The organism is Pseudomonas sp. TKO26, assembly GCF_003225665.1.
In the GTDB taxonomy this organism is placed as follows: Bacteria; Pseudomonadota; Gammaproteobacteria; order Pseudomonadales; family Pseudomonadaceae; genus Aquipseudomonas; species Aquipseudomonas saponiphila.
The window spans coordinates 45,628-70,412 of the sequence record NZ_QKLN01000001.1; the positions used below are offsets into that span (position 1 = coordinate 45,628).

Consider the following 24,785-nt stretch of genomic DNA (forward strand, 5'->3'; position numbering starts at 1 on the left):
GGACCTGGCTGGCATCCCCGCGATAGAGCCATCGCACAGAAAAAATTGGAGCGTCACTTTACCCGTGCTGGTTCCCTCGACGTAGGGTTTTCGGTACGCCGTCGGTCGGCCAGCAGCGATGATTGAGTGGCGTGTCAGAGTCTCTGACCCCGCCGCTGCGGTGGAAATTCCCTTTTCCACCTTGCAGATTCAGGCCAGGGTCAGATCCAGACGTCGTTCTGTGCAGTACGTTCGCCGCCTTGATCGCCGGTGTTGAGCACGCCCTTGGGCTCGATCAGCAGCAGCTTGACCTCCTGCTCGGCCCAGGGCTTGTGCTCGACGCCCTTGGGCACCACGAACATCTCGCCGCTGCCGATGGCCACCCGGCCGTCACGAAAGTCGATGTACAGCTGGCCGTCGAGGACGATGAAGGTTTCGTCGGTGTCGGCGTGGCTGTGCCAGACGAATTCCCCTTGCAGCTTGGAGATCTTGAACTGGTAGTCATTCATCTCGGCGATCACCTTGGGGGTCCAGTGTTCGCTGAACAGGCCGAGCTTGTGCTTGAAGTTGATGCTCTGGTAGGCGTTTTGCGCGGTTGGGTTGGGCATGTTGCGGTCCACATCAGTGATGAATGAGCACTGAGGGTAAACAGCCGGCGGTGTTGGTTTCTTGAACGATTGTGCGTGGCTCAGCGCCCGAGCATCTTCAGCCAGCGGGCCGGAGGCAGGCCGTAAGCCTGGCGGAACTGCCGGGTCATGTGGCTCTGGTCGGAAAAGCCGGCGATCAGCGCCGCCTGGGTCAGCGACTGGCCCTGGACCAGCAGGGCGCGGACCAGGTCCAGGCGGCGCATGCTCAGGTAGCGGTAGGGGCTGGTGCCGAACAGCAGGCGAAAGTCCCGGGACAGGCTCCAGCGGTCGCGCCCGCTGTGGGCTGCCAACTCGTCCAGGGTCAGGGTCCGGTCCAGGGCACTGTGGATGTATTCCCGGGCGCGTTCGGCGGCCACGTAGTCGAAGCTCTGCCGCGGCCGGGCGACGCCGGACGCGCCGTTCAGGGCGTGGGCCAGATCGAACAGGGCGTCTTCCTGCTCCAGCGGATCCAGGGGCCTGTCGACCCCGCGCAGCAAGGCGTCGGTGGCGGCAGACAGTCGGGGATCGTTGGACAGGCCGCCGGCAATGAAGGGCAGGGGCTGGCCACCGAGGATCTGCTGGATCAGCGCGGGTTCGACATACAGCATGCGGTAGTGGAAGCCGTCGTGGGTGCCGGCTTCGCCGTCGTGGGCTTCGTCGGGGTGCAGGACCATGGTCGCGCCGGGCAGGCTGTGGCGCCAGCCGCCGCGGTACTGGAAGCTCTGCACCCCGCGCAGGGTCCGGCCGATGGCGTAGGTATCGTGGCGGTGCATGTCATAGCCATGGCCGGCGAAATACGCCTCGATGCGCTCCAGGCCCCGGGCGGATGGCGCACGGTGAACCCAATCGGTGACGGCGGTGGGCTTGGCCATGAAGCAGTCCTGATGGATGAAATCTGGGGCGCTACGTTAACTCAGGGGCGCGCGAGCTGTCTTGTCCTCCGGTTCAGGCCGCGTCGGGGGCCGGGGCCTGCTTGCCCAGGTGGCCGAACTCGATGGGCGTCTTGATGTAGAACAGCGAAAAGTCCTCGGCCTGCAGGCGCTCGAACAGCCGTTGCGATTCGGCTTCGCTGATGGCCAGGCGAATTTCCAGGGGCTGGTCGGCCAGCTCGAAGAAGTGCGCCGAATGCAGGTGGCGGGAGTGCCCGAAGCCTTCGATGGCGGTGGACAGGGTGGCGCCGCGCAAGCCCATCTGCTGCGCCAGGTCGACCACCCAGTCGCCGAGCATCTTGCCGTGGTAACGACGGTTCTGTTGGGTAAAGAAGATCACCAGATAGCCTTTCATGATGGCGTTCCTGCAGCGTGGCAGTGGGTTCCTTGAGCATAGTTGCCGGCTTATTCGACGGTTGCCCGGGCAGGCACGAGTGGAGTAGCGTCAGCACCCCAGCCCTCTTCACGGCCACTTGCATTCATGCGCGCTGCGCTGCTTCTCTGCTCTCGCGGGCCCGGCGTTGAGCGCCCGGCCTGGTGCGCTTGTTACGCTCTGAACCTCAACAAGGACGATCCGTCCCCATATCAGGAGACTGAACATGGCCGTTACTTTTCGCCCGGTGGCAGAAGCCGACATTGCGCGTATCTGCAGTTTCGTCGGTAACCCCGAGGAGCTGTATTTCTTCTTTCCCGCCGCCACCTGGCCGCTGACCCACGACCAGTTGCGTGACTCCATCGCCCAGCGCAGTGACTCGACGGTGATCGAGCGTGATGGGCAGGTGGTGGGCTTTGCCAACTTCTATCGCTGGGAAAATGGCGGCACCTGCACCATCGGCAACGTGATCGTCGCCCCCGAAGTGCGCGGCGCCGGCCTGGGCGCCCAGTTGATCGGCCAGATGATCTCGATCGCCCGCGGCAAGCATCAGGCCAGCGAGGTGACCCTGTCCTGCTTCAACAGCAATGTGGCGGGGTTGCTGTTGTATCCGAAGCTGGGGTTTGTGCCGTTCGCCATCGAAGAGCGCAAGAACAAGGAACAGCAGCGGGTGGCGCTGATTCACCTGCGCTACAGCCCGAGCTGAAACCATGGGCCATCAGAGAACGTTCAATAGGAACCAGTCATGAGCAAGTTGCGGGTCGGGATTATTTTTGGTGGTCGTTCGGCGGAACACGAAGTGTCGCTGCAGTCGGCGCGCAATATCGTCGATGCCCTGGATCGCACGCGCTTCGAGCCGGTGCTGATCGGCATCGACAAGCAGGGGCACTGGCACCTCAACGACACCTCGAACTTTTTGATCAACCAGGAAAACCCGGCGCTGATCGCCCTCAACCAGTCCAACCGCGAGCTGGCGGTGGTGCCGGGCAAGGCCAGCCAGCAGTTGCTGGAAACCGGCAGCCAGGAGTTGCTGGGGCATGTGGATGTGATCTTTCCGATTGTCCACGGCACCCTGGGTGAAGACGGTTGCCTGCAAGGCCTGTTGCGCATGGCCGACCTGCCTTTTGTCGGCTCCGACGTGCTGGGTTCGGCGGTGTGCATGGACAAGGACGTCAGCAAGCGTCTGTTGCGCGATGCCGGGCTGGCCGTGACCCCGTTCATTACCCTGACCCGGGCCAGCCGCAGCCGCTACGGTTTTGCCCAGGCGCGGGAAGCGCTCGGCCTGCCGCTGTTCGTCAAACCGGCGAACCAGGGTTCTTCGGTGGGCGTGAGCAAGGTCGAGAACGAGGCTGATTACGATGCCGCTGTGGAGCTGGCCCTTGGGTTCGATCACAAAGTGCTGGTGGAGTCGGCGGTGCGCGGGCGGGAAATCGAATGCGCGGTGCTGGGCAATGACCAGCCGGTCGCCAGCGGCTGCGGCGAGATCGTGGTCAGCAACGGTTTCTATTCCTATGACAGCAAGTACATCGACGCAGAGGCGGCCCGGGTGCTGGTGCCGGCGGACATCAGCGTCGAGCACAGCGAACGCATTCGCGCCCTGGCCATCGAGGCGTTCCAGGTATTGGGCTGCTCCGGGCTGGCCCGGGTCGACGTGTTTCTCACCGACGACGGTGAAGTGCTGATCAATGAAATCAACTCGCTGCCCGGGTTCACCCGCATCAGCATGTATCCCAAGCTGTGGCAGGCCACCGGCATGCGCTACAGCGAGCTGGTGAGCCGCCTGATCGAGCTGGCGCTGGAGCGCCATGCCGAGCGGCAAGCTCTGAAAATCAACCGCTGAAGCGGATCATCGTGTTTTCAAGGACGTGACGAATGAGTTCGGCAACACAAGCCTCGGTCTACCTTTTTTCCTACGGCACCCTGCAAGACAAGGCTGTACAGCTGGCCAACTTCGGTCGTGAGTTGAGCGGCAGCAAGGACGCCATGCTCGGCTATGAACAGAACTGGGTGGAAATCACCGATCCCGAGGTACTGGCCGCTAGCGGCAAGACCCATCACCCGATCCTGCGCCCGGGGACGGCGGACAGCGCGCCGATTGCCGGCACGGTGTTTCAGATAACCCCCGAGGAGTTGGCAGCGGCCGACCGCTATGAAGTCGCCGACTACCAGCGGGTCAGCGTGACCCTGGCCTCCGGGATCCAGGCCTGGGTCTACGTCAGCGTCTGAGTTCCGGGGTCACTCCGGCGGCAGCATCACCCCGATGCAAGCCAGCACCAGCACCACGGCTCCGAGTGCACAGAGCGCAAAGTTGAGCGGGGTGAAACGGGCGTTGCTGCGGCCTTCGGGGTCCCCGGCGGCGGCATTCAGGCCGCGCTGGCCCAGCCAGGTGACCCACGCCAGCACCGGCAGCAGCGCCAGGCTGGCGATGTCGGTTACCGGGTAGCCGATATTCTTGCGTGACAGCGCATCCACCACGTTGTTGACGATCAGCCCCACCACAAACAGGGTCGCCAGTTCACCGGGCCGCCAGTCATGGCTGCGACCGTCGCGCTTGAGCTGTGCATCGGCTTCGCGGTACAGCGCATGGGTGAAGAAAATCGCGAAAAACGCCCGGGCCACTGGCCACAACTCCTGGCCGCTGGCGTGCCTGAACTGATGCCAGTTCTTGTAGGCCCAATACAGCTGGTAGATACCGAAGGTGAGGATGTACAGGGTCAGGAACTTGGCCTTGGATACCACATAGAACGGTTGTGGCGCTGTGTGCGCCGAAGGGGCGACCAGATCCGCCTGGGGCGGGGCGTAGAGATTGTCAGACACGGGCTCTCCTTGGGTTGGGTCTGAGACGGGAGGCAACGTTAGCTCAGGTAGTAGGCCAAGAACCAGCACGCTCTTGGTGGCCGACGGGAGCCGGATTCAGGCCCGGGGTGGATCTGCCGGCCGAGCGTAGTGAATATCCCATTCACTTTCTCCCACCTGCACGAAACCCAGGCGTTGATAAAAACGATTCGAGTCACTGCCGCGCAACGCATCCAGGTGGATGGGCAATTGTTCTCTGGTGGAGCGTTCCAAAAGCGGCGCCAGGGCCTGGGCACCGATGCCCCGTCCCTGGAATGGCGGCGTGACGTACAGGTGTTGCAGCCGCAGATGATCCTCGCGTGATTCGCTCTGGATAAAGCCCACGGGCTGTCCGTCACTGAGGATGAAGTGGCAACGTTCGGCCGCGAAGCTGGCGGCAAAACGCTCCCGGGCCCGCTGCGGATCGAAGCGCCCCAGGCGCTCAAGGCTTTCGCGCATGGCCGCAATGCGCATCTTGACCAGGGTTTCCAGGTCACTCAGAGAGGTCGGGAGTAGCGCAACGCCGAGGCTCATGTCCGGCCGATCCAGGAGTACTGGAAGGCCTTGGCCTCACCTCGATGCACGCGTCGGCGATAGCTGGCCAGGGTCGGGGTCGAGCAGTAGGTGCACAGCTCGCTGATTTCAATCTGCTCGTCCTCGATGCCGGCGGCCTGCAGCAGGTACACCGCATAGCGGCTCAGGTCGAACCACAGGGAGTCGGCCTGGGTCGGCTGTGGCGGGGGAATCTGCGGGGGCAGTAGCGGGGCCGGCTGCTGGCGACTCCAGGGCGCTTGCGCAGCGGGCCACAGCGGATCCTGAGTGGCGGACAGGGTGTCGATGAAGTCGGCACTGACTTCATAGCAGCAGGGTTTGATCGACGGGCCGATGGCCACTCGCAATTGCCGTGGGGCGATGCCCTTGCTGGCAAAGTGTTGCAGCACATGGGCGATGATCCCGCCGTGCAGGCCTTTCCAGCCACCATGCACCGCCGCCACCCAGGAGCCGTCGTCGCTGCTGATCAGCAACGGCAGGCAGTCGGCGGTGACCACCGCGATGGGCCGGCTGGAATGGGTGAGGACCGCATCGCCGCGAATGATCCCGCTGGGCAGGGTGGTGCTGGCGTGCACCACCTCGCCACTGTGGACCTGCGAGCAGAAGAACAGGTTGGCCGGCAGGGCAGCGCCAAGGGTCGAAAACTCATGACGGATGCCGGGTATCTGGTTCAACACAGCTGCCTGGAAACTCATCGGGCCTTCGCTCGGTAACCTGGGAATGGCTGCAGAGCATAGCGGTATCCGCAGCACTTTTGCTGACAGGCCGCGTTGCAAAGGCAGCTCCAGACCAGCGGTTGCCTGCGGCGCGGCGCACCTTGTGGAGGTTTCAGGCCTTGAGCGGGATGTACAGCTCCACCACGCTGTCCGGGTGCAGGGGCCCCAGGAAACGCTCGCCGGTGTATTCGAACTCTATGGCTTCGATTGGCATCAACCCGGCAGCCGGCAACCATTCGCTGTAGGCGGCGCGAAAGGTTTCCGGCAGGGTGGCCACGGCGCCGTGGTGTTCCACCCGGGCGTAGTGGCGAGCGGGAATCTCCAGCTCGACCATGCCGGGCACCAGGGGCGCGTCGGCGGCCACCGGCAAGCCGGCGACGTAGCGCCACTGGCCGTCTTCCAGGGGCTGGCAGATGCCGTAGGTGCCCACCGGTTCTGCCAGCCGCTGGATTTCCTGTTCCCGGGGTTCAAAACGTTGCCAGAGCTCGGCGATGGAGCCCGGGTCATCCTGCTGCCAGGCCATGCCGATGATCCGTTGCGTGGCCAGGAACACCTTCTGCGGTGTCTGCGGGGTAGGAATCTGGCGCTGCGGCTGGGCCAGGTAGCGTTGCAGGTGGCCGAGCACTTTCTGGCTGCGGGCAATCTCGCTTTCCAGCTGCCGGGCATGCTCCTGCAGCGACTGCTGCATGTGCAGCACGCTGTCCAGGCCGCCCTGGTCCGCCAGCGTGCGGATGTCTTCCAGGGACATGCCCAACTGCCGCAGCCAGACGATGCGGCCCAGGGTCACGATCTGTTCCGGGCTGTAGTAGCGATAGCCGTTGTCGCGGCCGGTGAGGGCCGGGGTGAACAGGCCGATGCTGTCGTAGTGGCGTAGGGTCTTGGTGGTGAGGCCGTGGCAGCGGGCCATTTGTCCGATGGTGAGCATGGAGCGTCCTTGGTGTGGTTGGGCTGCCGGGCAGGTTGAGCCTTTACCCAGGGGCAAGCTCAAGCCCGGCAGTGCGAATCAGGACGATTTGTTCGGCTTGATCAGGCTTTCGGCCGGGATGCCGAACAGCTGGTGCAGTTTCCAGATCATCGGCAGGGTCAGCGCGCGCTTGCCGTTGAGCACCTCGTAGACGCGGTTGGTGCGGCCGATGGCGGGCGTCAGGTCGGCGGCGGACAAGCCGGATTGCTCCATGCGGAACTTGATCGCCTCGATTGGGTTGGGCAGGTCCAGGGGAAACTGCCTGGCTTCGTATGCCTCGATCAGGGTGATCATCACATCGAAGTAATCGCCTTCAGGCGTCCCCGGCTGCGGCTCGTTGTCGAACAGGGGCGAGATGCTTTGCAGCGCTGCGCGGTAGTCCTGATCGGTGTGGATAGGGCGGATGTTCATATGGGGTACTCCATGTCTACGCTGTCGGCATCGATGGCGTCGTACTGCTGGTGGGTGCCTACGAACTTGATGTACAGCGCGCCGAAACGATAGGCCACGGCAACGACCAGCCGATACTCGTTGCCCTTGATGTTGAAGACCACCCTGCGGCTCTTGAGAATGCTTGCGTTGCGATACTGGTCCTTGATCTGCGCAGGGTTGGACCACTCGGCTTTCTTTGCTTCATCGACCCAGGCCAGCAAGGGCTGCTCCGCATCCGGGTACTTTGCCCAGAAGGCCTTTAACTGGCTGACTGCAATAATTCTCATGGCGTGATCCTAGTCCCGTACTGGGACTTAAACAAGTCACTCAGTGCGTCAGGCGATGTACGGGCAGATCGCTGGATCTGCCCGCAGAGGCGACGTTGGCTCGGTGACGATCAGGTCATGCAGAGAGTGTGGCGTGCACGTCGTCCATCAGTGCCTTGCCCATCTCTGCCAGGTAGTGTGCCGCCCAAGCATAGCGGTCGCACCGTGGCTCCATGGCCGCCTCCAGGGTGAATTGCTTTGCCAGATGCAACAGCGCCGAGGCGTGTTCCAGGGCGTCGCTGATCGGCACATCGGCATTCACCCGAAACAGCGGACGCAGGTGTTCGCCGCACTGGGAAAAGCGGATTTCACCGAGGGTGGTCAGGGGCGATTGAGTGGTCATCGGGCACCTCCGGTTTTGTGTGACGGGAGGTGTGGGGGAAACAGATTGCAGAAGCAGTTCATGGTCACGACTCCTTGATTCGAAGGACCGTCACCGTCTGCCGCCAAGCAGATCAGGGTGGCGGATTGCGCAGGATTGGCGGACCGGGAATCAAGGAACCGGCGAACCCGAGGGTTCTCCCACGCAACCCGCCATAACGCAGGTATGCGGGCGCAAAAAAAGCGCCCGCATGTGGGTGGGGCGCTGTTGCGCCTCGATTCTATCAGGCCGCCAAGCCTGTTCGCTGATTTTGCAGCGACGGTCGAACCATAGGTGGGAGTCGGGGGAGTCGCAACGGCATTACTGCGACATTTTGTGAGCTGCCCCTGTAGCCGCTGCCGCAGGCTGCGAACGACCGGAACGGTCGCCGCGATCTCCCTGGCGCCGAAGGCCCTACGGTCCTTGTCGCAGTCTGCGGCAGCGGCTACAGAGGTTGTGCCAGCACTTCGCGAAATACATCGGGCCTGAGCATCGTGATATGCAGCAATGAACGGGCCGCTCCGGAAGGCGAGCGCCGACCTTGCTCCCACTCCGATCCGGAGCCGCTCACTCAACCCTCCAACACTTTCGCCATCTCGCTGGTCGCCGCCCAACCCAGCCCCTGATACAGCGGCTTGCCGGCCTCGGTCGCATGCAGCACGGCAAAGCCCAGTCCGCGCTGGCTGAACTCGGCCTCCGCCAGTTTCATCAGCGCCGACGCCAGGCCGCGGCGCCGGTAGGCCGGTTCGACGTAGACGTTGAGCACGTAGCCGCGCTGATCCTGGGTTGGATGGGAAGGGTGGGGCGGCCAGTCGATGCTCATCAGGCCGATGCTGGCCACGCTCTGCTCGGCGTCCATCAGGGCGAAGCCGTAGTAGCGGCCGTCGTCCAGGCGATCGCGCAACCAGGGGCGAAAGTGCTCGGTCATCACCTGCAAGGTGGAGAGGTCCTTTCCCGCATCGAGAAACATCGCCAGGCGATGGCGGCAGATCAGTTCAAGGTCCTGGGGCGTCAGGCGGCGTGGGCTCAGGCTCGGAATATCAAGGTCGGCTGCAATCTTGTTCATCGTCGGTTCCTCGGTGGACAGGGACGATGCTAGGGCAGATCCCCAGGTCGGGTCAGACACAGACCGCCGCAAAATCTTGCATACAGCGCCCGTGCTCCCCGCTCACAAAAAAGGGCCAGCCTCGCGGCCAGCCCTCGGGTTCAGCGCAGGGCCTTCAATCCCCCAGCGCTTCCCCTTCGCGCCGTGGATCGGCGCCGCCGGCCCAGGAGGTTTTGCCCTGGGCATCACGTACGCGAACGATGGCCTGGGTGCCGCTGGTCATGTCGATCTCGTTCAGTTCATGACCCTGGGCTTTCAGCGCTTGCTTCAGCCCCGGGCTGAACTGGCCGGTCTCCAGTTCGGTGGGGCCGTTGCGGCTGCCGAAGTTGGGCAGGCCGACGGCGGCTTGCGGGTCGAGGTTCCAGTCGAGCATGCCCACCAGCGACTTGGCCACGTACTCGATGATCTGCGAGCCGCCGGGGGAGCCGACGCTGGCCAGCAGTTCACCGCTGGCGCGGTCGAAGACCAGGGTCGGCGCCATGGACGAGCGCGGGCGCTTGCCCGGTTCGACGCGGTTGGCCACCTTCTGGCCGTTTTCCTCGGGGATGAAGGAGAAGTCGGTCAGCTGGTTGTTGAGCATGAAGCCCTGGACCATCAGGTGCGAACCAAAGGCCGCTTCCACCGTGGTGGTCATGGACACCGCGCCGCCCTGGTCGTCCACCGCCACCACTTGCGAGGTGGAAATGCGCATTGGCGAACGGTCCGGTGCGTAGGCCACCTGGATGCCCCGGGGCTTGCCCGGTTCGGCCTTGCCCAGGCTGCGCTCGCCGATCAGCGCGGCGCGCTGGGCCAGGTAGTCCGGGGCGATCAGGCCGGCCACCGGCACCGGTACAAAGTCGCTGTCGGCCATGTACAGGCCGCGGTCGGCGTAGGCCAGGCGCTCGGCTTCGGCGATCAGGTGCACCGCTTGTGGCGCTGGCTCAAGGCCGGCGGGCAGGTTGGTCTTCTGCGGCTTGAGCTGGGCCAGGGCGTAGCGCGGGTCGCGTTGTTCCAGGGCTTGCAGGGTGCCGAGTATCTGCGCCACCGCCACGCCACCGGAAGAGGGTGGCGGCATGCCGCACACTTGCCAGCGCTTGTAGTCGCTGCACAGCGGCGCGCGTTCCTTGGCGCGGTAGCCCTGCAGGTCATGGAGCGACAGGCTGCCGGGGTTGGCGTGGCCCTGGACCTTGGCGACGATTTCCGCTGCCACCGGGCCTTTATAGAGGGCGTCCGGGCCTTCCTGGGCAATGCGCTTGAGCACTGCGGCCAGCTGTGGATTCTTCAGCAAGGTGCCCACGGCTTTCGGTGTGCCGTCGGCATTGAGGAAGTACGCGGCCATGTCCGGCGAGCGGGCCAGAAACGGGTCGGCGCTGATCATGCTGTGCAGCCGTGGCGAGATGGCGAAGCCTTGTTCGGCCAGGCGGATCGCCGGCTCGAACAGCTGCGCCCAGGGCAGGCGCCCGTGTTTCTGGTGAGCCAGTTCCAGGGCGCGCAATACGCCCGGGGTGCCTACCGAGCGGCCGCCGATCTGTGCCTGGGGGAAGGACATGGGCTTGCCGTCCGCCTGCAGGAAGAGTTTTTCGGTGGCGCCGGCTGGCGCGGTTTCCCGGCCGTCATAGGTGCGTACGGCCTTGCCGTCCCAGAGCACGATCATCGCGCCGCCGCCGATCCCTGAGGACTGCGGCTCCACCAGGGTCAGCACCGCTTGCATGGCAATTGCCGCATCGATGGCCGAGCCGCCTTGGCGCAGCATCTCGCGCCCGGCTTCGGCGGCCAGCGGATTGGCGGCGGCCGCCATGTGTTTGTCGGCATGGCGGGTGTGCATGTCGGTGCGGTAGCCCGAAGCGATTTCCGGAGCGGCGGGCAGGGCAGTGGAAGAGGGCGGGGTGTGGCAGGCGCCGAGGCTGAGGGCGGCGGCCAGCAGGCCGACGCTGAGGAGTCGGGGGTGACGGGGAGGGAAGATCGAGAACACGCGTTGAGCTCCGTTCACTGGGAAATGAGGTGTCGTCCGTGGAGGGGAATGTACAGCAGTGGGACAGGCGGTTGGGGTGCGGGGGATTGTCGAGTGGGTGCGCGACAACGTCGCAACTCAGGAATCTGCCGGCTGTCGCTTGATCTGAGTCAGGGTAGCCGACGTCCATAGGGCACATGGTGAGGCAAACCATAAGCCTGATGAGAGGACGCCATGCACCGTTGTAAATGGTTACTTGTGTTCGGATTGCTGCTGGGGGGCGAGGTACGGGGAGAGACGCCGAGCGAGCCGATCCTGCCGGTACAGCCGGCGAAGATCACCGATGTGGCCAAGGTGGAACTGGGCAAGCAGTTGTTCTTCGACCCGCGCTTGTCCAAGTCCGGTTTCATTTCCTGCAACTCCTGCCACAACCTGAGCATGGGCGGCAGCGACAACCTGCCCACCTCCATCGGCCACAACTGGCACCAGGGGCCGATCAACTCGCCGACGGTACTCAACTCCGGCCTGAGCTTTGCGCAGTACTGGGATGGCCGTGCGGCCACGCTCCAGGAGCAGGCCAGCGGCCCGATCACCAACCCGGGGGAAATGGGCTTCAGCCATGAACTGGCGGTGGAGGTGTTGCGTTCCATTCCGCAGTACCGGGCTTCGTTCAAGCGCGTGTATGGCAACGATGAGATCAGCTTCGAAGACGCCACCAATGCCATTGCCGCCTTCGAAGACACCCTGGTAACGCCCAATGCGCCGTTCGACCGCTGGCTCAAGGGCGACAAGGCAGCCATCAGTCCCACCGCGTTCAAGGGCTACCAGCTGTTCAAGTCCATCGGCTGCGTGGCCTGCCACAACGGCGAGGCGGTGGGCGGTGGCTCGTTCCAGAAGATGGGCATGCTCGAACCCTATGTCACTAAGAACCCGGCCCAAGGCGTGGCCGGGCTGACCGGCAAGGATGCCGACCGCATGCTGTTCAAGGTGCCGACCTTGCGCAACGTGGCGTTGACCTATCCCTACTTCCACGACGGCGCCTACTGGAAGCTGGAAGAGGCGGTGGACGTGATGGCCCGTCTGCAACTGGGACGCCAGCTGGATACCGAGGAGGTCGGTCAGATCGTGGCCTTCCTTGAGACCCTGACCGGCGATCAACCGGACTTCAAGCTGCCGATCCTGCCGCCGTCCTCGGCGCAGACACCGCGTCCGCAGCCGTTCAATTGATCCGGGAATACACCGCAGCGTGCTGCGTTTTTTTAAGCCTCGTGTTGCGATCGCTGACGATGCTGGCCCGGCCTGTCGCCGGTTGCGCAATTGAACCGATCATCGATGGGGGCTTGGCGAGCTGGCTCGAAGTAGCCGGGCGTACGACTGCTATCAGCGCGTTGCCAGCGCTGTGGATAAGACAGCATCGAATAGGGCGAGTGGTCCTTGAGCGTCTCGTAGTTCAGGGACAGGTCAATCTGCACCGCGCCGTGCAGGAAGGGGCCTTCGAGCGACAGAATGGAGCCGGTCAGCCAGGTTCGCTCCGTGCTTTCCAGGTACATGGGCGCAGTGATGTGCAGCCAGGTGCGCCCGGCGTCCTGGGAAAAGTACAGGCGCGGCAAGCCGCCTCCACCGTTGCTGAAACCCGGCCCCTGGGCAATCGGAATGACCAGGTAGTTGGAGTTGGCGGCATCGATCATCAAGTGCGAACCACGGCCGTGCACGGTGATGCCGTTGAATGAGCCAAAGGGCGCTACCGGGGTATGGATGCCGAGCCTGGTGTCGGTGTAGTGCACCATGTCACCACTGCTGGCGATGACCGGCGAGGAACCGTTGCAGAGCTTGAAGGTGGTCTGGTCGACCTCGAAAAAGCGTGATGAGTCGATGCGGTAGATGACCCGGCCGGGCAGGTACTGGATTGGCTCGGGAGTGCTGCAGGCCCCAAGTACCCCGCACGAGATCAGCAACAGCAGCTTCCTTGCCCACATGAGAAAACGACTCCTTGTTCCTGCCTGAATGCAGGGGCTGGCGTTTATGACATCCCTGGGGGTGTGGCGCAACACTGGTCATGGCGGGCCAGCGTTGCGCTGATGTTGCGGCGCCCTGTCAGGGCTTCATCTGCCAGGCCGTCGAGCTAGCCGCGGCCTTGAACTTGGCCCGATTCTCCGGAGTGGCCGGCGGTTCGGAATCACCGAAGATCGCCTTCAGCCAATGGCCATCGGTGGGGTTGGGGAAGAGGATGAACTTGCGCCCGAACTGCTCCTTGTCCTCGGTCATCAGGCTGCTGCGCTGCTTGACGTCGGCCACGTAGTACTTGCGTTTGAAGTCGTTGAGGTTGTCACCCAGCATCACCACCACATCAAAATCCTTGGCAATCTCGGTTTGCCGCGGCTCCTTGTTGGAGCTGTCGCGATACACCGTCAGGTGCTGCTCATCGGCGAATGGCAGCTTGCTGTGGCGCAGGTTGGCCAGGGCGTACTCATAGGTTTTTTCGCCTTGGTCACGGCTGGTGACATAGAACACCTCGACCCCCTTGGACTGGGCGTAGTTGAGGAAGTCCACCGCTCCGGGCGTGGCGACGGGGCCGTTCTCGGCCACCCATTGATCCCAGGCCGCGTCGTCGAAGAACTCTTTCCCCGAGTTGATCATGTAGCCCCAGTAGCTGTTGCTGCTGAGCACGGTGTCGTCGATATCGCTGATGATTGCCAGGGGGCGATCCCCCGGCTTGTGTGCTTGCAGGGCTCGATCCAGCTGCATGCGCGCTACGTTGAAGCCCTGATAGTACAGCGCCTCGAATTCGGCGGCGGTCTGTCTCCAGGCTACGGCGGCGGTCAGCAGGTTGGAGGGCGGGGTGGCGGCCTGCTCGGCAAAGGCCGAGGTACAGGTCATCGCCAGGAGCGAGAACAGCCAGGGAGCGACCGCGGTTCGGGTGGTTTTTATTTTCATTTTCGAGCCCTTGAAGTGAGGATGGCGCAGCTCTCACAAACACTGCCGCAGTGTTCTATCCCAGCCAGTGGCGGTGCTCAATGCGGGTGTCGCGTTTGTGGATCAATGCGGCGTAATCCCCGGTACTTTTTCGCGGGCATAAAAAACGGCCTACCTTGCGGTAAGCCGTTTTTAGTACTTGGTGGCTACACAGGGACTTGAACCCCGGACCCCAGCATTATGAATGCTATGCTCTAACCAACTGAGCTATGTAGCCAAGTGGCGCGCATTATTCGCTCGGAACGACGATGCGTCAAGCGTTTTTATAAAAAAATTATCTACGCTATCAACCGTTTATCCCTTCCCCCCCGAAATCAGTGGCGATGGGCAGCGCTGGAACCAGCGGCTGGCCTGTTCGTAGGCGTGCGCCAGTTGCAGCACGGCGAAGTCGGCCTGGTGCCGGCCGATGATCTGCAGGCCCATGGGCAGGCCGTCGGTGTTGAAGCCGGCCTGTACGCTGGCCACCGGGCAGCCGGACAAGGTGCCGGGAATCACCACCTCCATCCAGCGGTGATAGGTGTCCATGGCCACGCCTTCGATGCTGCGTGGCCAAGGGGTGTTCTTGTCGAAGGGGAAGACCTGGGCGCTGGGCAGCAGCAGGTAGTCGAAGCGCTCGAATAGCCGGGAGAGTGCGCGATACCAATCGCTGCGGATCACCGAGGCCTCGAACACTTGGCTGGCGCTCAGCTTGAGGCCGTTCTCCACTTCCCAGAGGGCTTCTGTCTTGAGTTGGGCGCGCTTGTGCGGCTCGGCATAGGCACTGCCCAGGGAGCCGGCGACCATCCAGTGGCGCAAGGTGCGCCAGCTGCTCCACAGGCGCTCGGGGGCAAACTCCGGGCTGGCCGGCTCGACGCTGCAGCCCAGGCTGCGAAAATCGCCCAAGGCCTTCTCGCACAGTTCCAGCAGGCCCTTTTCCATCGGCAGGTAGCCGTTGAAATCCCCCAGCCAGCCCAGGCGCGTGCCCTTGAAGTCGCGCTCCAGTGGCGCGGCGAAAGCCTGGCCGGATTCGCGGATGGACAGCGGCGCCCGGGCATCGCCACCGGCTTGCACCGACAGCAGCAGGGCGGCGTCGCGCACGCTGCGGGCCATGGGGCCTTCGTAGCCCAGTTGGTCGATGAACAGGTCGCTGCTGTCGTCGAAGGGCACCCGGCCCTGGGACGGGCGGAAACCGAAGATGTTGTTGAAGGCCGCCGGGTTGCGCAGCGAGCCCATCATGTCGCTGCCGTCGGCCACCGGCACCAGGTGCAGGGCCAGCGCCGCGGCGGCGCCGCCACTGCTGCCGCCGGCGGTCTTGCCGGGGTCATAGGCACAGCCGGTGGCGCCGAACAGCGGGTTGTAGGTCTGCGAGCCGAGGCCGAATTCCGGGGTGTTGCTCTTGCCGATAATGATCGCCCCGGCGGCCTTGATCCGTTCCACCATGATGCCGTCGCGCTGGGGGATGAAGTCCCGGTACAACGGCGAGCCCAGGGTGGTGCGGATGCCCTGGGTCAGGGACAGGTCCTTGATCGCGTGGGGCAGGCCGTGCATCCAGCCGCGGTATTCGCCACGGGCCAGTTCGGCGTCGCGCTGGTCGGCCTGGGCCAGCAGGCTGTCGGCCGGTTGCAGGCTGACCAGGGCATTGACCAGGGGGTTGTAGCGCTCGATGTGGGCAAGGTAGGTCTGCATCACTTCCCGACAGGAAACCTGACGCAGGCGGATGCGCTCGGCGAGTTCGTGGGCCTGGAGCAGGACCAGCTCGCTGGGGGGATTGGCGATCATGGCAGGGGCCTTTCAAACGGCTTTAGAAACGCCCCGGCATCCAGGCCGGGGCGGCAGAAGTCAGTGCAGGTCAGCGCATCAGGTTGGTCCACAGGCGGTCGGCGAGGCGGATCGCGCCTTCGCCGCAGGTCTGGCTGAAGACCACCTTGGTGCCCTCGGGAATATGCAGCTCGGGGGCATCCTTCAGGCCGGCGTCGAGGAAGGGCTCGACGCCCTTGATCGGGCTCTGGTGCTTGAGGAAGTTCTGGGTCATGGCGGCGTTCTCAGGCTGGCTGAGGAAGGCGATGAAGGCCTTGGCGTTCGCCGGGTTCTTGCTGCCCTTGGGGATGACCATGTTGTCTACCCAGGCCAGTACGCCCTCTTTCGGGTAGAGGTATTTCAGGCTGGGTTTCATTTCCCGGGCGCGCATCGATGAGCCGCCCCAGAAGGTCGACATGTCGATTTCCCCGGCCGCCAGGTTCTCGCGGATCGCCCCGGCCTTGGAGCTGTAGGTCTTGACGAAGGGCTTCTGCGCCTTGAGCAGGGTGAGGATCTGCTGCATCTGCTTCGGGTCCTCGCTGCACAGCGGGATGTTCAGGTAGAGGCTGGCCATGTCGATCACTTCGCCCGCCGAGTCGAACATGTTGATTCGCCCCTGCAGCTCTTTTGGCGGCTCATAGAGTACCCGGTAGCTGTCGGTGGGGCCCTGGTAGCGGGCCGTGTCGAGCACCACGCTGGTGGTGCCCCAGATAAAGGGCACCGAGTAGGCGCCTTGCGGGTCCCAGGTGGGCTGCTTGAGGTTGTCGACGATGCCGCTGTAGTAGGGCTCCTGCACCGGGTCGAAACGCTCCAGCAGCTGTTCCTTGATCAGGATCGGGATGAACTGGTGCGACGGGATCGCCACGTCATAACCGCTGCCGCCCTGTTTCAGCTTGGCCAGCAGGGTCTCGTTGGAGTCGTAGGAGTCCACCGTGACCTCGATACCGGTCTGTTTCTGGAACTTGGCGAGGATCTCCGGCGAAAAGTAGCCGCTCCAGCTGACCACGTTGAGTTTCTCGGCGGCCTGTACGGCCAATGGCAGGCTCAGCAGCAGCGTGGTACCCAAACTTGCGATCAACTTGCTCATGGCATTTCCCCAAGGTCAGTGGAAGGTTCAAGCGTGTTTCTTGCTCAGCAGGTAAGAGAGGCTGACGAACAGCACCGAGACGCCGAGGATCAGCGTCGACACAGCGTTGACGTCGGGTGTCACACCCATGCGCAACAGGCCGAAGATGAAGATCGGCAGGGTAGTGGTGCCGGCCTGGGACACCATCATCGAGATCACGAAGTTATCCAGCGAGACGATGAAGGCCAGCATCAGCCCGGAGACGATCCCTGGCATCAGCAGCGGCAGGGTCACCTTGCGAAAGGTTCGCCAGGGCCCGGCATACAGGTCCGCCGCCGCATGCTCCAGGGACAGGTCCATGTCGTTGAGGCGGGCGCGGATCGGCAAGTAGGCGAAGGGGATGCAGAACACCGTGTGGGCGATGATCAGGTTGCCGTAGCCCAGGGACAGTCCCAGCGTGGAGAACAGCGCCAGGGTGGCCACGCCAACGACGATTTCCGGCAGCACCAGGGGCAGCATGATCGCGCCCATGGACAGTTGCAGGCCCTTGAATTTCGCCCCGCGCGAGGTGCCCAGGGCGGCCAGGGTGGCGATGGCGGTGGCCGCCATGCTGGCGCACACGGCGATCAGCAGGCTGTTGCCCGCCGCCTGGCGCAGGGCCTGGTTGGCGAACGCGGCGCGGTACCAGTCGAGGCTGAAGCCGCTCCACACCGTGGCCGACTGGTTGGCGTTGAAGGAGAACACCACCAGCACCAGGATCGGTGCGTAGAGGTACAGGTAGAACAGAAAACTGAAGCCGCCGAAGCCGGGAAAGTCCTGGACGCCGAGGCCGTTGCGTTTGAACAGGCTGATCATCATGCACCTTCCTGAAGGGTGCGCTGGCGCCGGGCGCGCAGGGCGTAGAGGGTCAGTACCAGCATCACCGCGGCCATCAGCACCAGCGACAGGGCGGCGCCGAAGGGCCAGTTACGGGCATCGCTGAACTGCCGGAAGATCAGGTTGCCGAGCATCATCCGGGTGCCGCCGCCCAGCAGCTCCGGGGCGATCATGGCCCCCAGGCAAGGCACGAAGGTGAGGATCGCCCCGGCGAATATCCCCGGCTTGGCAATCGGCAGCACCACCTTGCGCAAGGTGCGCCAGCGCCCGGCGTAGAGGTCCTGGGCTGCTTCCAGCAGGCGGATGTCCATCTTTTCCAGGGTGGCGTAGATCGGCAGCACGACGAAGGGCGCGTAGGTGTAGACCAGTCCCAGCAGCACCGCGCCGTCGGTGTACAGCAGTTGCAATGGCTCGTTGATCAGCCCCAGGCCCATGAGGCTGTTGTTGATCACCCCGGTGTTGCGCAGCAGCAGGATCCAGGCGTAGGTGCGGATCAGCAGGTTGGCCCAGAACGGCACGGTGATCAGGAAGATCAGCAGGCCCCGGCGCTGCACCGGCTGCATGGCCAGCCACACCGCCACCGGAAAGCCGATCAGCAGGGTGACGACGGTGGTCAACCCAGCGATGCCGATGGAACGCAGGGCGATCAGCAGGTAGGAGTCGGTGAAGGCCAGGCTGTCATCCAGTTGTCGTTCGAACAGCAGGGCGCTGTAGGCGTCGCTGCTGAAAACCTGGTTCACCCCGCCGTAGGGGTTGGCTTCCATCAGCGAATAGCCGATGACGATGAGGATCGGCACGATCAGGAACAGGCCGATGGCGATCAGCGCCGGGCTGACCCCGAGAACGCTGCGCAAGGCCTTGCGCCGTTCCAGGTGCTGGGAAATCGATGAGGCGTGCATGGCGGATCCTCGTGGTCAATCCAGCAGGACGCTGGCGCTGCCGCGTTCGAACAACAGCCCGGCGTTGCTGCCGACGCTCAGGCGCGGGTGGTGTTCGAGGCTGTTGGGCGTGCGTACGGTGAGGCGCGTGCCGTCGCCGAGGCTGACCTGGTACTGCAGGTCGGTGCCCAGGTAGATCAGCGCTTCGATGCGGCACGCCAGGGCGCCTTCCGAGGCGTCACCGCGCAGGTGCAAGCGCTCGGGGCGCACCGACAGGGTGACCTGCTGGCCGACCTTGGCGGTGGTGCAGGGTTGCGCCGGCAGTGCCTGCCCGGCGGGCCCGCTGAACCAGGCCAGGCCGGCTTCGATACGGTTGACCGTGGCCGGGATGAAGTTGGTTTCACCGATGAAGTCGGCGACGAAGCGGTTGCGCGGTTGCTCGTAGATTTCTTCCGGGCGGCCCACTTGCTGCACTTCACCTTCGGATAGCACGGCAATGCGGTCGGACAGGGTCAGGGCTTCTTCCTGGTCATGGGTGACGAAGATGAAGGTGATGCCGGTCTTGGCCTGGATGGCCTTGAGTTCTTCGCGCATGGCCTGGCGCAGCTTGAGGTCCAGGGCCGACAGCGGCTCGTCCAGCAACAGCACCTTGGGATGGGGCGCCAGGGCCCGGGCCAGGGCGATGCGTTGCTGCTGGCCGCCGGAGAGCTGGTTGGGCTTGCGCCCGGCGAAGCGTTCCATCTGCACCAGGGCCAGCATCTCGCGCACGCGCTCGGCGATCTGCGCCTTGCTCAGCACCTGGCTCATGGGCCGTGATTCCAGGCCGAAGGCCAGGTTCTCGGCCAGGGTCATGTGGGGGAACAGTGCGTAATGCTGGAACACGGTGTTCACCGGGCGCTCGAAGGGCGGCCGGTCGGCGATGTTCTCGCCGTAGAGGAGGATCTCGCCCTGGGTCGGGAATTCGAAGCCGGCGATCATCCGCAACAGGGTGGTCTTGCCGCAGCCGGAGGGCCCCAGGAGGGTGAAGAATTCGTTGTCGCGGATGTCCAGGTCGATGTGCTTCAGGGCCACCGGGCCGCTGTGTGGATCGCCGTAGACCTTGCGCACCGAGCGGATGGACACCGCCAGTGTTTGCAGCGAATGCAGGGCATTCATGCCTTACCTCCGATTCCCCCATGGGCTGTCGTGCAGGCCATGGATATTGTTTTTCTTAGGGCAGGATCGAGATGTGTTCGGATGCGTGAAAAGCCTGTTTCTACGGGCTTTGCGCGGGTTCTTATTGTTCTGCTGGGGCTGATTATCAGTGAGGGGTTGCGGGGGCGAAACTTCAATTTTAACATACCAGCTGTTAAATAATTTAATAGCAAGAGGCGACAAGACCATGGCCGAACAGCGTTTGCCACCGTTGAATGCGGTGCGGGCTTTTGATGCCGCGGCGCGCCTGGGCAGTTATGTCGAGGCTTCCAGGTCGCTGCATGTCACCCAGCCGGCCATCGGCCGTCATGTGAAGTTGCTGGAGGACTGGCTCGGGGTGCAGCTGTTCGAACGTACCTCGCGCGGGGTGATCCTGACCCCGGCGGGGGAGAAGTATCACCGCAAGATCGCCGCCGCCCTGCAGTTGATCATCGAGGCCGGGCGCGAAGCACAGCCCAAGGCCGCCGAGCGCTGGTTGCGGATCATGGTGGTGCCAGGGTTTGCCAAGCGCTGGCTGACCCCGCGTCTGGAGGCGTTGCGCCATGTGCGTCCGGGCCTGAAATTCGCCATCGAGCCCAACTCCACGTTCTCCGACGTCGATGCCAAGAGCGCCGATCTGGGAATCGCCTACGGCCTGGACGGGCAATATGCCCAGTCCCGGGTCAGCCTGATCTGCCCTCGGGTGTTTCCCATCTGCACCCCGGCCTACCTGGCCAGCATCGAGCCGATCAAGGGCCCGGTGGATCTGGCCCGCCACGAACTGATCCACTTCGATGACGGCGAGTGGTGGAACCTGTGGTTCGCCGCCAACGGCCTGGAAATCAACCTCACCTCCGACCTGATCTACGTGAACAACGACCACGCCCTGTCAGTGGCCGAAAGCGGCGGCGGGATCGCCCTGGCCAACGAGGTGCTGGTGCGTGAGGAGCTCAAGGCCGGGACTCTGGTGCGGGTGGTGGAGGATCAGGTGAAGCTGGAAAGCTACCGCGTACTGACCCCGGAAGCTGAATGGTCCGAGGACGTGGAATGGTTTATCCAATGGCTCAAGGCCGAGCTTGAAGCGGACTTCCCCGAGGCGCGGATGGCCGGTCGTTAGCAAGCTAATGGGATGGCGCGCACGCACTGAAAAATGGCACATTGGCGCACCTGCCCCTGTGCGCCCACCCGTTGTACGGAAAATCCTATGGCTAGCAGCAACCCTCAGACCGTCGCAACGACGGCCTCTCCTGCTTCGCAAAGCAGCCCACTGGTCCTGCGCATCATTGGCGCGGTGGCCCTGGCCCACCTGATCAACGACCTGATCCAGGCGGTACTGCCGGCGATCTACCCGATGCTCAAGAGCAACTACGGGCTGAGCTTCACCCAGGTCGGGCTGATCACCCTGACCTTCCAGCTCACCGCATCGCTGTTGCAGCCCTGGGTCGGCTTCTACACCGATCGGCGGCCTCTGCCGTTCCTGCTGCCGGCGGGCATGATCTGCACCCTGATCGGCATCCTGATGATGTCCCAGGTCGGCAGCTTTGCCCTGATCCTGCTGGCGGCCGCGTTGATCGGCATCGGTTCCTCGACCTTCCACCCGGAAGCCTCGCGGGTCGCCCGGCTGGCGTCCGGCGGGCGCTACGGCCTGGCGCAGTCGAGCTTTCAGGTCGGTGGCAATGCCGGCACCGCGTTCGGCCCCTTGCTGGCCGCGGCCATCATCATTCCCTACGGCCAGGGCAACGTGGCCTGGTTCGGCCTGTTCGCGCTGTTTGCCCTGGTGGTGCTTTACGCCATCAGTCGCTGGTACGCCAACCACTTGCGGTTGCACAAGCTCAAGCAGGGCCAGGCGGCGACCCACGGCCTGTCGAGGAACCGGGTGCTCAGCGCTCTGGTGGTCCTCGGCCTGCTGGTGTTCTCCAAGTATTTCTACATGGCCAGCTTCACCAGCTACTTCACCTTCTACCTGATCGAGAAGTTCGACCTGTCGGTGGCCAGCTCGCAGTTGCACCTGTTCCTGTTCCTCGGCGCGGTGGCGGCGGGGACCTTCTTCGGCGGGCCGATCGGCGACAAGATCGGACGCAAGGCGGTGATCTGGTTCTCGATCCTCGGGGTGGCGCCGTTCACCCTGTTGCTGCCCCATGTCGACCTGTTCTGGACCAGCGTCCTCAGCGTGGTGATCGGCTTCATCCTGGCCTCGGCGTTCTCCGCCATCGTGGTCTACGCCCAGGAGCTGGTGCCGGGCAACGTCGGCATGATCGCCGGGGTGTTCTTCGGCCTGATGTTCGGCTTTGGCGGCATCGGCGCGGCGCTGCTGGGGCATCTGGCGGACATCCATGGCATCGAATACGTGTACTTCCTGTGCTCGTTCCTGCCGCTGTTCGGGGTACTGGCGATCTTTCTGCCGCGCACCCGCAAAGCCTGAGCGCTTTACCGGCGCTGAAACAGCAACGCCCGGGGCACTGGCCTCGGGCGTTTTGTTTTGCGCCGGCCTCAGGGCGCTGGAGGGGCGTGCCCGGCACTCTGGCGGAAGGCGTTGGGCGTCTGCCCGCTGAGGCGCTTGAAGAAGCGCGAGAAGTAGGTCGGATCGCTGAATCCCAGGTTGTCCGAGAGCTGGCTGATGCTGATGTTGGTGTAGATCAGGCCGCGCTTGGCTTCCAGCATCAGGCGCTGATGCAGGATCTGCAGCGCGCTTTGCCCGGCCAGTTCCCGGCACAGGGTGTTGAGGTGCACGCTGGACAGACCGATGCGATGGGCCAGGGATTCCACCGTGGGGTGTTCCTGATAATGCCGCTCCACCAGCTTGATGAAATGCCCCAGCAGGTGCTGGTTGCGCTCGCCGCGATTGCTCGGCGGGGTGTTCTGCTGGCCACGGCGACTGATCCACACCACCAGCACGTTGACCAGCGAATGCAATAGCAGGTCGCGGGCGGCGGCGCTGCCTTCGTACTCATCCATCAGCGCCTTGAACAAGGTATTGAGGCTGTGCCGGTCACGGCCCACCGGATAGCAGGCGGCGCTGGCCAGTACCGCCAGTGGCGCCCCCAGTTGCGCTTCCAGCTGGGCCACCAGCGGTGCGCCCAGGGTCAGCACGTAACCCTGGATGTTTTCCGAGAACTGGAAGCCGTGGACCATCAGCGGCGGCACCACCTGGATCGATGCTTCGCGCACGTCCTGGCGCCGTCCCTCGACTTCCACCAGGGCCTGGCCGCGCTGCACATAGAGCAACTGGTAGAGGTCGGCGTGACGGTGCGGCTTGATCTCCCAATGGTGCAGGCTGCTGCGCTTGGGGATGGATTCGCAGTGCAGCAGGTCCGGAGTCGGCCAGGCCTGGTTTTCCCCATAGAGCTTGAACACCGGGATGCTGGAGCGACTGGCTTTCATCGGAGGCGACCTGTCTAAGCGGGCTGGCTGGAGTGCTCGATAATCGAACGCTGTTTGCAAAAGTGCATTTTTATGGCGGTTTATCACCATTTATTGCGATTTTTGTCGGCAAAAATGCAGGGGTACAACAATAACCATAAATTCCGGATTTCGCCTGCGCGGTGACTGGAATGCCCTTGAGAGACGACAACAATGAAAACTCAGGTTGCGATTATCGGTGCCGGTCCTTCCGGTCTTCTGCTGGGCCAACTGCTGCACAAGGCCGGCATCGACACGGTGATTGTCGAGCGCCAGACCCCGGACTATGTGCTCGGCCGCATCCGCGCCGGGGTGCTGGAACAGGGCACCGTGGACATGCTGCGCGAGGCCGGTGTGGCCCAGCGCATGGACGCCGAAGGCCTGGTCCACGAAGGGGTGGAGCTGCTGATGGGCGGCAAGCGTGTGCGCATCGACCTCAAGGCCCTGACCGGTGGCAAGACGGTGATGGTCTACGGCCAGACCGAAGTCACCCGCGACCTGATGGCGGCCCGCGCCGCCAGCGGGGCACCGATCATCTATTCGGCGGACCAGGTGCAGCCCCACGACATGAAGGGTGCGCAGCCCTATATCACCTACGAAAAGGATGGCCGGCAGCACCGGATCGATTGTGACTACATCGCCGGTTGCGACGGTTTTCACGGCGTGGCGCGCAAGAGCATCCCCGAAGACGTGCTGACCCACTACGAGCGCGAGTACCCCTTCGGCTGGCTGGGGCTGTTGTCCGATACCCCGCCGGTCAACCATGAGCTGATCTATGGCCAGCATGAGCGCGGATTCGTGCTGTGCAGCCAGCGCTCCCTGACCCGCAGCCGTTACTACCTGCAGGTGCCGCTGAGCGACAAGGTCGAAGACTGGTCCGACGAGCGCTTCTGGAACGAGCTCAAGGCCCGTCTGCCGGCGGAGGTGGCGGCGGATCTGGTGACCGGGCCGGCGCTGGAGAAAAGCATCGCGCCACTGCGTAGCTATGTGGTGGAGCCCATGCAGTACGGCAAGCTGTTCCTGGTCGGCGACGCCGCGCATATTGTCCCACCCACCGGGGCCAAGGGCCTGAACCTGGCGGCTTCTGACGTGTGCTACCTGTACCGGATCCTGGTCAAGGTCTACCGCGAAGGGCGTACCGAACTATTGGAGAAATACTCCGAGCTGGCGTTGCGCCGGGTCTGGAAGGGCGAGCGTTTCAGCTGGTTCATGACCAACCTGCTGCACGATTTCGGCGAGCAGCAGGACGCTTGGGAGCACAAGATGCAGCAGGCGGATCGCGAGTATTTCCTCAATTCCCACGCGGGGCTGGTGAACATTGCCGAGAACTATGTGGGCCTGCCTTACGAAGAAGTCTGCTGACCCAGGGGCCCTGGCCCCCCCACCCGTGAACAGGGGGGGCAGGGCAGTGTTCGCCAGCAGACTCGGAACGGAATGCCTGATACGAGAAACATTCCTGTTTATAAATGATATGCATTAGCGTTAATCTTCGATCCTCTCTCCCTTGATGCACCAC

27 protein-coding genes, 1 tRNA gene and 1 pseudogene are annotated in these 24,785 nt (G+C 63.7%); 7 read left to right on the forward strand and 22 right to left on the reverse strand.

The window, feature by feature from the left end; translation table 11 throughout:
- Nucleotides 1-200: 200 nt before the first annotated feature.
- The 3 genes from DNK59_RS00205 to DNK59_RS00215 all read right to left on the reverse strand — a co-directional run bounded on the left by DNK59_RS00205 (nucleotide 201) and on the right by DNK59_RS00215 (nucleotide 1,889).
- Entirely contained in the window at nucleotides 201-587 is a 387-nt protein-coding gene (locus tag DNK59_RS00205) for a cupin domain-containing protein (RefSeq protein WP_092310204.1), read from the reverse strand.
- 80 nt (nucleotides 588-667) lie between these two features.
- On the reverse strand, nucleotides 668-1,477 hold the full coding sequence (locus DNK59_RS00210; RefSeq protein WP_092310207.1) for an AraC family transcriptional regulator: 810 nt from the start codon (nucleotides 1,475-1,477) through the stop codon (nucleotides 668-670).
- 73 nt (nucleotides 1,478-1,550) lie between these two features.
- Nucleotides 1,551-1,889 (reverse strand): DUF190 domain-containing protein, encoded by a 339-nt coding sequence (locus DNK59_RS00215; RefSeq protein ID WP_092310210.1) that lies wholly within the window; start codon nucleotides 1,887-1,889, stop codon nucleotides 1,551-1,553.
- Between the two features lie 244 nt (nucleotides 1,890-2,133).
- Here DNK59_RS00215 and DNK59_RS00220 point away from each other — a divergent pair, with 244 nt between their 5' ends.
- The 3 genes from DNK59_RS00220 to DNK59_RS00230 are packed head-to-tail and all read left to right on the forward strand — an operon-like array spanning nucleotide 2,134 to nucleotide 4,133.
- Nucleotides 2,134-2,613 carry a GNAT family N-acetyltransferase gene (locus DNK59_RS00220; RefSeq protein WP_110721924.1) on the forward strand — a complete coding sequence of 160 codons (480 nt, stop codon included), beginning with the start codon at nucleotides 2,134-2,136 and terminating at the stop codon, nucleotides 2,611-2,613.
- Between the two features lie 39 nt (nucleotides 2,614-2,652).
- On the forward strand, nucleotides 2,653-3,747 hold the full coding sequence (gene ddlA, locus DNK59_RS00225; protein ID WP_092310219.1) for a D-alanine--D-alanine ligase: 1,095 nt from the start codon (nucleotides 2,653-2,655) through the stop codon (nucleotides 3,745-3,747).
- Nucleotides 3,748-3,779: 32 nt separating this feature from the next.
- Nucleotides 3,780-4,133: a gamma-glutamylcyclotransferase family protein gene (locus DNK59_RS00230; protein WP_092310222.1), complete on the forward strand. Its 354-nt coding sequence runs from the start codon at nucleotides 3,780-3,782 to the stop codon at nucleotides 4,131-4,133.
- 9 nt (nucleotides 4,134-4,142) lie between these two features.
- On the opposite strand, the gene DNK59_RS00235 is transcribed toward DNK59_RS00230, so the two are convergent.
- The 10 genes and pseudogenes from DNK59_RS00235 to ggt form a co-directional block, all read right to left on the reverse strand.
- A complete protein-coding gene (locus tag DNK59_RS00235; protein WP_110721925.1) occupies nucleotides 4,143-4,724 on the reverse strand; it encodes a DUF4234 domain-containing protein in 582 nt (193 codons plus the stop codon).
- A 96-nt stretch (nucleotides 4,725-4,820) separates the two neighbouring features.
- Entirely contained in the window at nucleotides 4,821-5,276 is a 456-nt protein-coding gene (locus DNK59_RS00240) for a GNAT family N-acetyltransferase (protein ID WP_110721926.1), read from the reverse strand.
- Nucleotides 5,273-5,989 (reverse strand): polyphenol oxidase family protein, encoded by a 717-nt coding sequence (locus DNK59_RS00245; protein WP_092310231.1) that lies wholly within the window; start codon nucleotides 5,987-5,989, stop codon nucleotides 5,273-5,275. Before DNK59_RS00245 ends, DNK59_RS00240 begins: the two co-directional genes overlap by 4 nt.
- A gap of 133 nt (nucleotides 5,990-6,122) precedes the next feature.
- Entirely contained in the window at nucleotides 6,123-6,935 is an 813-nt protein-coding gene (locus DNK59_RS00250; RefSeq protein WP_092310234.1) for a GyrI-like domain-containing protein, read from the reverse strand.
- A 78-nt stretch (nucleotides 6,936-7,013) separates the two neighbouring features.
- The gene (locus DNK59_RS00255) at nucleotides 7,014-7,385 is read right to left on the reverse strand and encodes a type II toxin-antitoxin system HigA family antitoxin (protein ID WP_092310237.1); all 372 of its coding nucleotides are present in this window, start codon (nucleotides 7,383-7,385) and stop codon (nucleotides 7,014-7,016) included.
- The gene (locus DNK59_RS00260) at nucleotides 7,382-7,693 is read right to left on the reverse strand and encodes a type II toxin-antitoxin system HigB family toxin (protein WP_092310240.1); all 312 of its coding nucleotides are present in this window, start codon (nucleotides 7,691-7,693) and stop codon (nucleotides 7,382-7,384) included. Before DNK59_RS00260 ends, DNK59_RS00255 begins: the two co-directional genes overlap by 4 nt.
- A gap of 115 nt (nucleotides 7,694-7,808) precedes the next feature.
- Nucleotides 7,809-8,075 carry a DUF3077 domain-containing protein gene (locus DNK59_RS00265; protein ID WP_110721927.1) on the reverse strand — a complete coding sequence of 89 codons (267 nt, stop codon included), beginning with the start codon at nucleotides 8,073-8,075 and terminating at the stop codon, nucleotides 7,809-7,811.
- Nucleotides 8,076-8,538: 463 nt separating this feature from the next.
- Nucleotides 8,539-8,646, reverse strand: a pseudogene (locus DNK59_RS32310) (transcriptional regulator); the annotation flags it as partial.
- Nucleotides 8,647-8,664: 18 nt separating this feature from the next.
- Nucleotides 8,665-9,159, reverse strand: a complete 495-nt coding sequence (locus tag DNK59_RS00275; RefSeq protein WP_110721928.1) for a GNAT family N-acetyltransferase — start codon at nucleotides 9,157-9,159, stop codon at nucleotides 8,665-8,667.
- Nucleotides 9,160-9,313: 154 nt separating this feature from the next.
- Entirely contained in the window at nucleotides 9,314-11,149 is a 1,836-nt protein-coding gene (gene ggt / locus DNK59_RS00280) for a gamma-glutamyltransferase (protein ID WP_110721929.1), read from the reverse strand.
- A 213-nt stretch (nucleotides 11,150-11,362) separates the two neighbouring features.
- On the opposite strand from ggt, the gene DNK59_RS00285 reads away from it, so the two are divergent.
- The gene (locus DNK59_RS00285; RefSeq protein WP_110721930.1) at nucleotides 11,363-12,355 is read left to right on the forward strand and encodes a cytochrome-c peroxidase; all 993 of its coding nucleotides are present in this window, start codon (nucleotides 11,363-11,365) and stop codon (nucleotides 12,353-12,355) included.
- A 32-nt stretch (nucleotides 12,356-12,387) separates the two neighbouring features.
- Here the strand turns inward: DNK59_RS00285 and DNK59_RS00290 are convergent, their stop codons facing one another.
- The 8 genes from DNK59_RS00290 to DNK59_RS00325 all read right to left on the reverse strand — a co-directional run bounded on the left by DNK59_RS00290 (nucleotide 12,388) and on the right by DNK59_RS00325 (nucleotide 19,852).
- Nucleotides 12,388-13,104: a hypothetical protein gene (locus DNK59_RS00290; RefSeq protein WP_110721931.1), complete on the reverse strand. Its 717-nt coding sequence runs from the start codon at nucleotides 13,102-13,104 to the stop codon at nucleotides 12,388-12,390.
- A gap of 118 nt (nucleotides 13,105-13,222) precedes the next feature.
- Nucleotides 13,223-14,062, reverse strand: a complete 840-nt coding sequence (locus DNK59_RS00295; RefSeq protein ID WP_110721932.1) for a 5'-nucleotidase, lipoprotein e(P4) family — start codon at nucleotides 14,060-14,062, stop codon at nucleotides 13,223-13,225.
- Nucleotides 14,063-14,241: 179 nt separating this feature from the next.
- Nucleotides 14,242-14,318: transfer RNA gene (locus DNK59_RS00300), tRNA-Met, on the reverse strand.
- Nucleotides 14,319-14,395: 77 nt separating this feature from the next.
- Complete coding sequence (locus DNK59_RS00305; RefSeq protein ID WP_110721933.1) at nucleotides 14,396-15,859, reverse strand: amidase; 1,464 nt, start codon at nucleotides 15,857-15,859, stop codon at nucleotides 14,396-14,398.
- A 70-nt stretch (nucleotides 15,860-15,929) separates the two neighbouring features.
- The gene (locus DNK59_RS00310) at nucleotides 15,930-16,964 is read right to left on the reverse strand and encodes an extracellular solute-binding protein (RefSeq protein ID WP_110721934.1); all 1,035 of its coding nucleotides are present in this window, start codon (nucleotides 16,962-16,964) and stop codon (nucleotides 15,930-15,932) included.
- Between the two features lie 27 nt (nucleotides 16,965-16,991).
- Entirely contained in the window at nucleotides 16,992-17,798 is an 807-nt protein-coding gene (locus DNK59_RS00315) for an ABC transporter permease subunit (protein ID WP_025131815.1), read from the reverse strand.
- A complete protein-coding gene (locus tag DNK59_RS00320) occupies nucleotides 17,798-18,718 on the reverse strand; it encodes an ABC transporter permease (protein ID WP_110721935.1) in 921 nt (306 codons plus the stop codon). Before DNK59_RS00320 ends, DNK59_RS00315 begins: the two co-directional genes overlap by 1 nt.
- A 15-nt stretch (nucleotides 18,719-18,733) precedes the next feature.
- Nucleotides 18,734-19,852, reverse strand: coding sequence for an ABC transporter ATP-binding protein (locus DNK59_RS00325; protein ID WP_110721936.1), 1,119 nt, complete (start codon nucleotides 19,850-19,852; stop codon nucleotides 18,734-18,736).
- Between the two features lie 226 nt (nucleotides 19,853-20,078).
- Between DNK59_RS00325 and DNK59_RS00330 the strand changes: the two genes are divergently transcribed.
- Nucleotides 20,079-20,987, forward strand: a complete 909-nt coding sequence (locus tag DNK59_RS00330) for a LysR substrate-binding domain-containing protein (protein ID WP_110721937.1) — start codon at nucleotides 20,079-20,081, stop codon at nucleotides 20,985-20,987.
- A gap of 87 nt (nucleotides 20,988-21,074) precedes the next feature.
- Nucleotides 21,075-22,292, forward strand: coding sequence for an MFS transporter (locus tag DNK59_RS00335; RefSeq protein ID WP_092310280.1), 1,218 nt, complete (start codon nucleotides 21,075-21,077; stop codon nucleotides 22,290-22,292).
- 68 nt (nucleotides 22,293-22,360) lie between these two features.
- On the opposite strand, the gene DNK59_RS00340 is transcribed toward DNK59_RS00335, so the two are convergent.
- Entirely contained in the window at nucleotides 22,361-23,251 is an 891-nt protein-coding gene (locus DNK59_RS00340) for a helix-turn-helix domain-containing protein (protein ID WP_092310284.1), read from the reverse strand.
- 192 nt (nucleotides 23,252-23,443) lie between these two features.
- Here DNK59_RS00340 and pobA point away from each other — a divergent pair, with 192 nt between their 5' ends.
- On the forward strand, nucleotides 23,444-24,631 hold the full coding sequence (gene pobA, locus DNK59_RS00345; RefSeq protein ID WP_110721938.1) for a 4-hydroxybenzoate 3-monooxygenase: 1,188 nt from the start codon (nucleotides 23,444-23,446) through the stop codon (nucleotides 24,629-24,631).
- The last annotated feature ends 154 nt before the right edge of the window (nucleotides 24,632-24,785 follow it).

What these genes read in the sequence shown, in the direction of transcription:
- DNK59_RS00205 (WP_092310204.1), bottom strand. Translation starts at nt 587, where the DNA reads ATGCCCAACCCAACCGCGCAAAACGCCTACCAGAGCATCAACTTCAAG.
- DNK59_RS00210 (WP_092310207.1), bottom strand. Translation starts at nt 1,477, where the DNA reads ATGGCCAAGCCCACCGCCGTCACCGATTGGGTTCACCGTGCGCCATCC.
- DNK59_RS00215 (WP_092310210.1), bottom strand. Translation starts at nt 1,889, where the DNA reads ATGAAAGGCTATCTGGTGATCTTCTTTACCCAACAGAACCGTCGTTAC.
- DNK59_RS00220 (WP_110721924.1), top strand. Translation starts at nt 2,134, where the DNA reads ATGGCCGTTACTTTTCGCCCGGTGGCAGAAGCCGACATTGCGCGTATC.
- ddlA (WP_092310219.1), top strand. Translation starts at nt 2,653, where the DNA reads ATGAGCAAGTTGCGGGTCGGGATTATTTTTGGTGGTCGTTCGGCGGAA.
- DNK59_RS00230 (WP_092310222.1), top strand. Translation starts at nt 3,780, where the DNA reads ATGAGTTCGGCAACACAAGCCTCGGTCTACCTTTTTTCCTACGGCACC.
- DNK59_RS00240 (WP_110721926.1), bottom strand. Translation starts at nt 5,276, where the DNA reads ATGAGCCTCGGCGTTGCGCTACTCCCGACCTCTCTGAGTGACCTGGAA.
- DNK59_RS00245 (WP_092310231.1), bottom strand. Translation starts at nt 5,989, where the DNA reads ATGAGTTTCCAGGCAGCTGTGTTGAACCAGATACCCGGCATCCGTCAT.
- DNK59_RS00250 (WP_092310234.1), bottom strand. Translation starts at nt 6,935, where the DNA reads ATGCTCACCATCGGACAAATGGCCCGCTGCCACGGCCTCACCACCAAG.
- DNK59_RS00255 (WP_092310237.1), bottom strand. Translation starts at nt 7,385, where the DNA reads ATGAACATCCGCCCTATCCACACCGATCAGGACTACCGCGCAGCGCTG.
- DNK59_RS00260 (WP_092310240.1), bottom strand. Translation starts at nt 7,693, where the DNA reads ATGAGAATTATTGCAGTCAGCCAGTTAAAGGCCTTCTGGGCAAAGTAC.
- DNK59_RS00265 (WP_110721927.1), bottom strand. Translation starts at nt 8,075, where the DNA reads ATGACCACTCAATCGCCCCTGACCACCCTCGGTGAAATCCGCTTTTCC.
- DNK59_RS00275 (WP_110721928.1), bottom strand. Translation starts at nt 9,159, where the DNA reads ATGAACAAGATTGCAGCCGACCTTGATATTCCGAGCCTGAGCCCACGC.
- DNK59_RS00285 (WP_110721930.1), top strand. Translation starts at nt 11,363, where the DNA reads ATGCACCGTTGTAAATGGTTACTTGTGTTCGGATTGCTGCTGGGGGGC.
- DNK59_RS00290 (WP_110721931.1), bottom strand. Translation starts at nt 13,104, where the DNA reads ATGTGGGCAAGGAAGCTGCTGTTGCTGATCTCGTGCGGGGTACTTGGG.
- DNK59_RS00295 (WP_110721932.1), bottom strand. Translation starts at nt 14,062, where the DNA reads ATGAAAATAAAAACCACCCGAACCGCGGTCGCTCCCTGGCTGTTCTCG.
- DNK59_RS00305 (WP_110721933.1), bottom strand. Translation starts at nt 15,859, where the DNA reads ATGATCGCCAATCCCCCCAGCGAGCTGGTCCTGCTCCAGGCCCACGAA.
- DNK59_RS00310 (WP_110721934.1), bottom strand. Translation starts at nt 16,964, where the DNA reads ATGAGCAAGTTGATCGCAAGTTTGGGTACCACGCTGCTGCTGAGCCTG.
- DNK59_RS00315 (WP_025131815.1), bottom strand. Translation starts at nt 17,798, where the DNA reads ATGATCAGCCTGTTCAAACGCAACGGCCTCGGCGTCCAGGACTTTCCC.
- DNK59_RS00320 (WP_110721935.1), bottom strand. Translation starts at nt 18,718, where the DNA reads ATGCACGCCTCATCGATTTCCCAGCACCTGGAACGGCGCAAGGCCTTG.
- DNK59_RS00325 (WP_110721936.1), bottom strand. Translation starts at nt 19,852, where the DNA reads ATGAATGCCCTGCATTCGCTGCAAACACTGGCGGTGTCCATCCGCTCG.
- DNK59_RS00330 (WP_110721937.1), top strand. Translation starts at nt 20,079, where the DNA reads ATGGCCGAACAGCGTTTGCCACCGTTGAATGCGGTGCGGGCTTTTGAT.
- DNK59_RS00335 (WP_092310280.1), top strand. Translation starts at nt 21,075, where the DNA reads ATGGCTAGCAGCAACCCTCAGACCGTCGCAACGACGGCCTCTCCTGCT.
- DNK59_RS00340 (WP_092310284.1), bottom strand. Translation starts at nt 23,251, where the DNA reads ATGAAAGCCAGTCGCTCCAGCATCCCGGTGTTCAAGCTCTATGGGGAA.
- pobA (WP_110721938.1), top strand. Translation starts at nt 23,444, where the DNA reads ATGAAAACTCAGGTTGCGATTATCGGTGCCGGTCCTTCCGGTCTTCTG.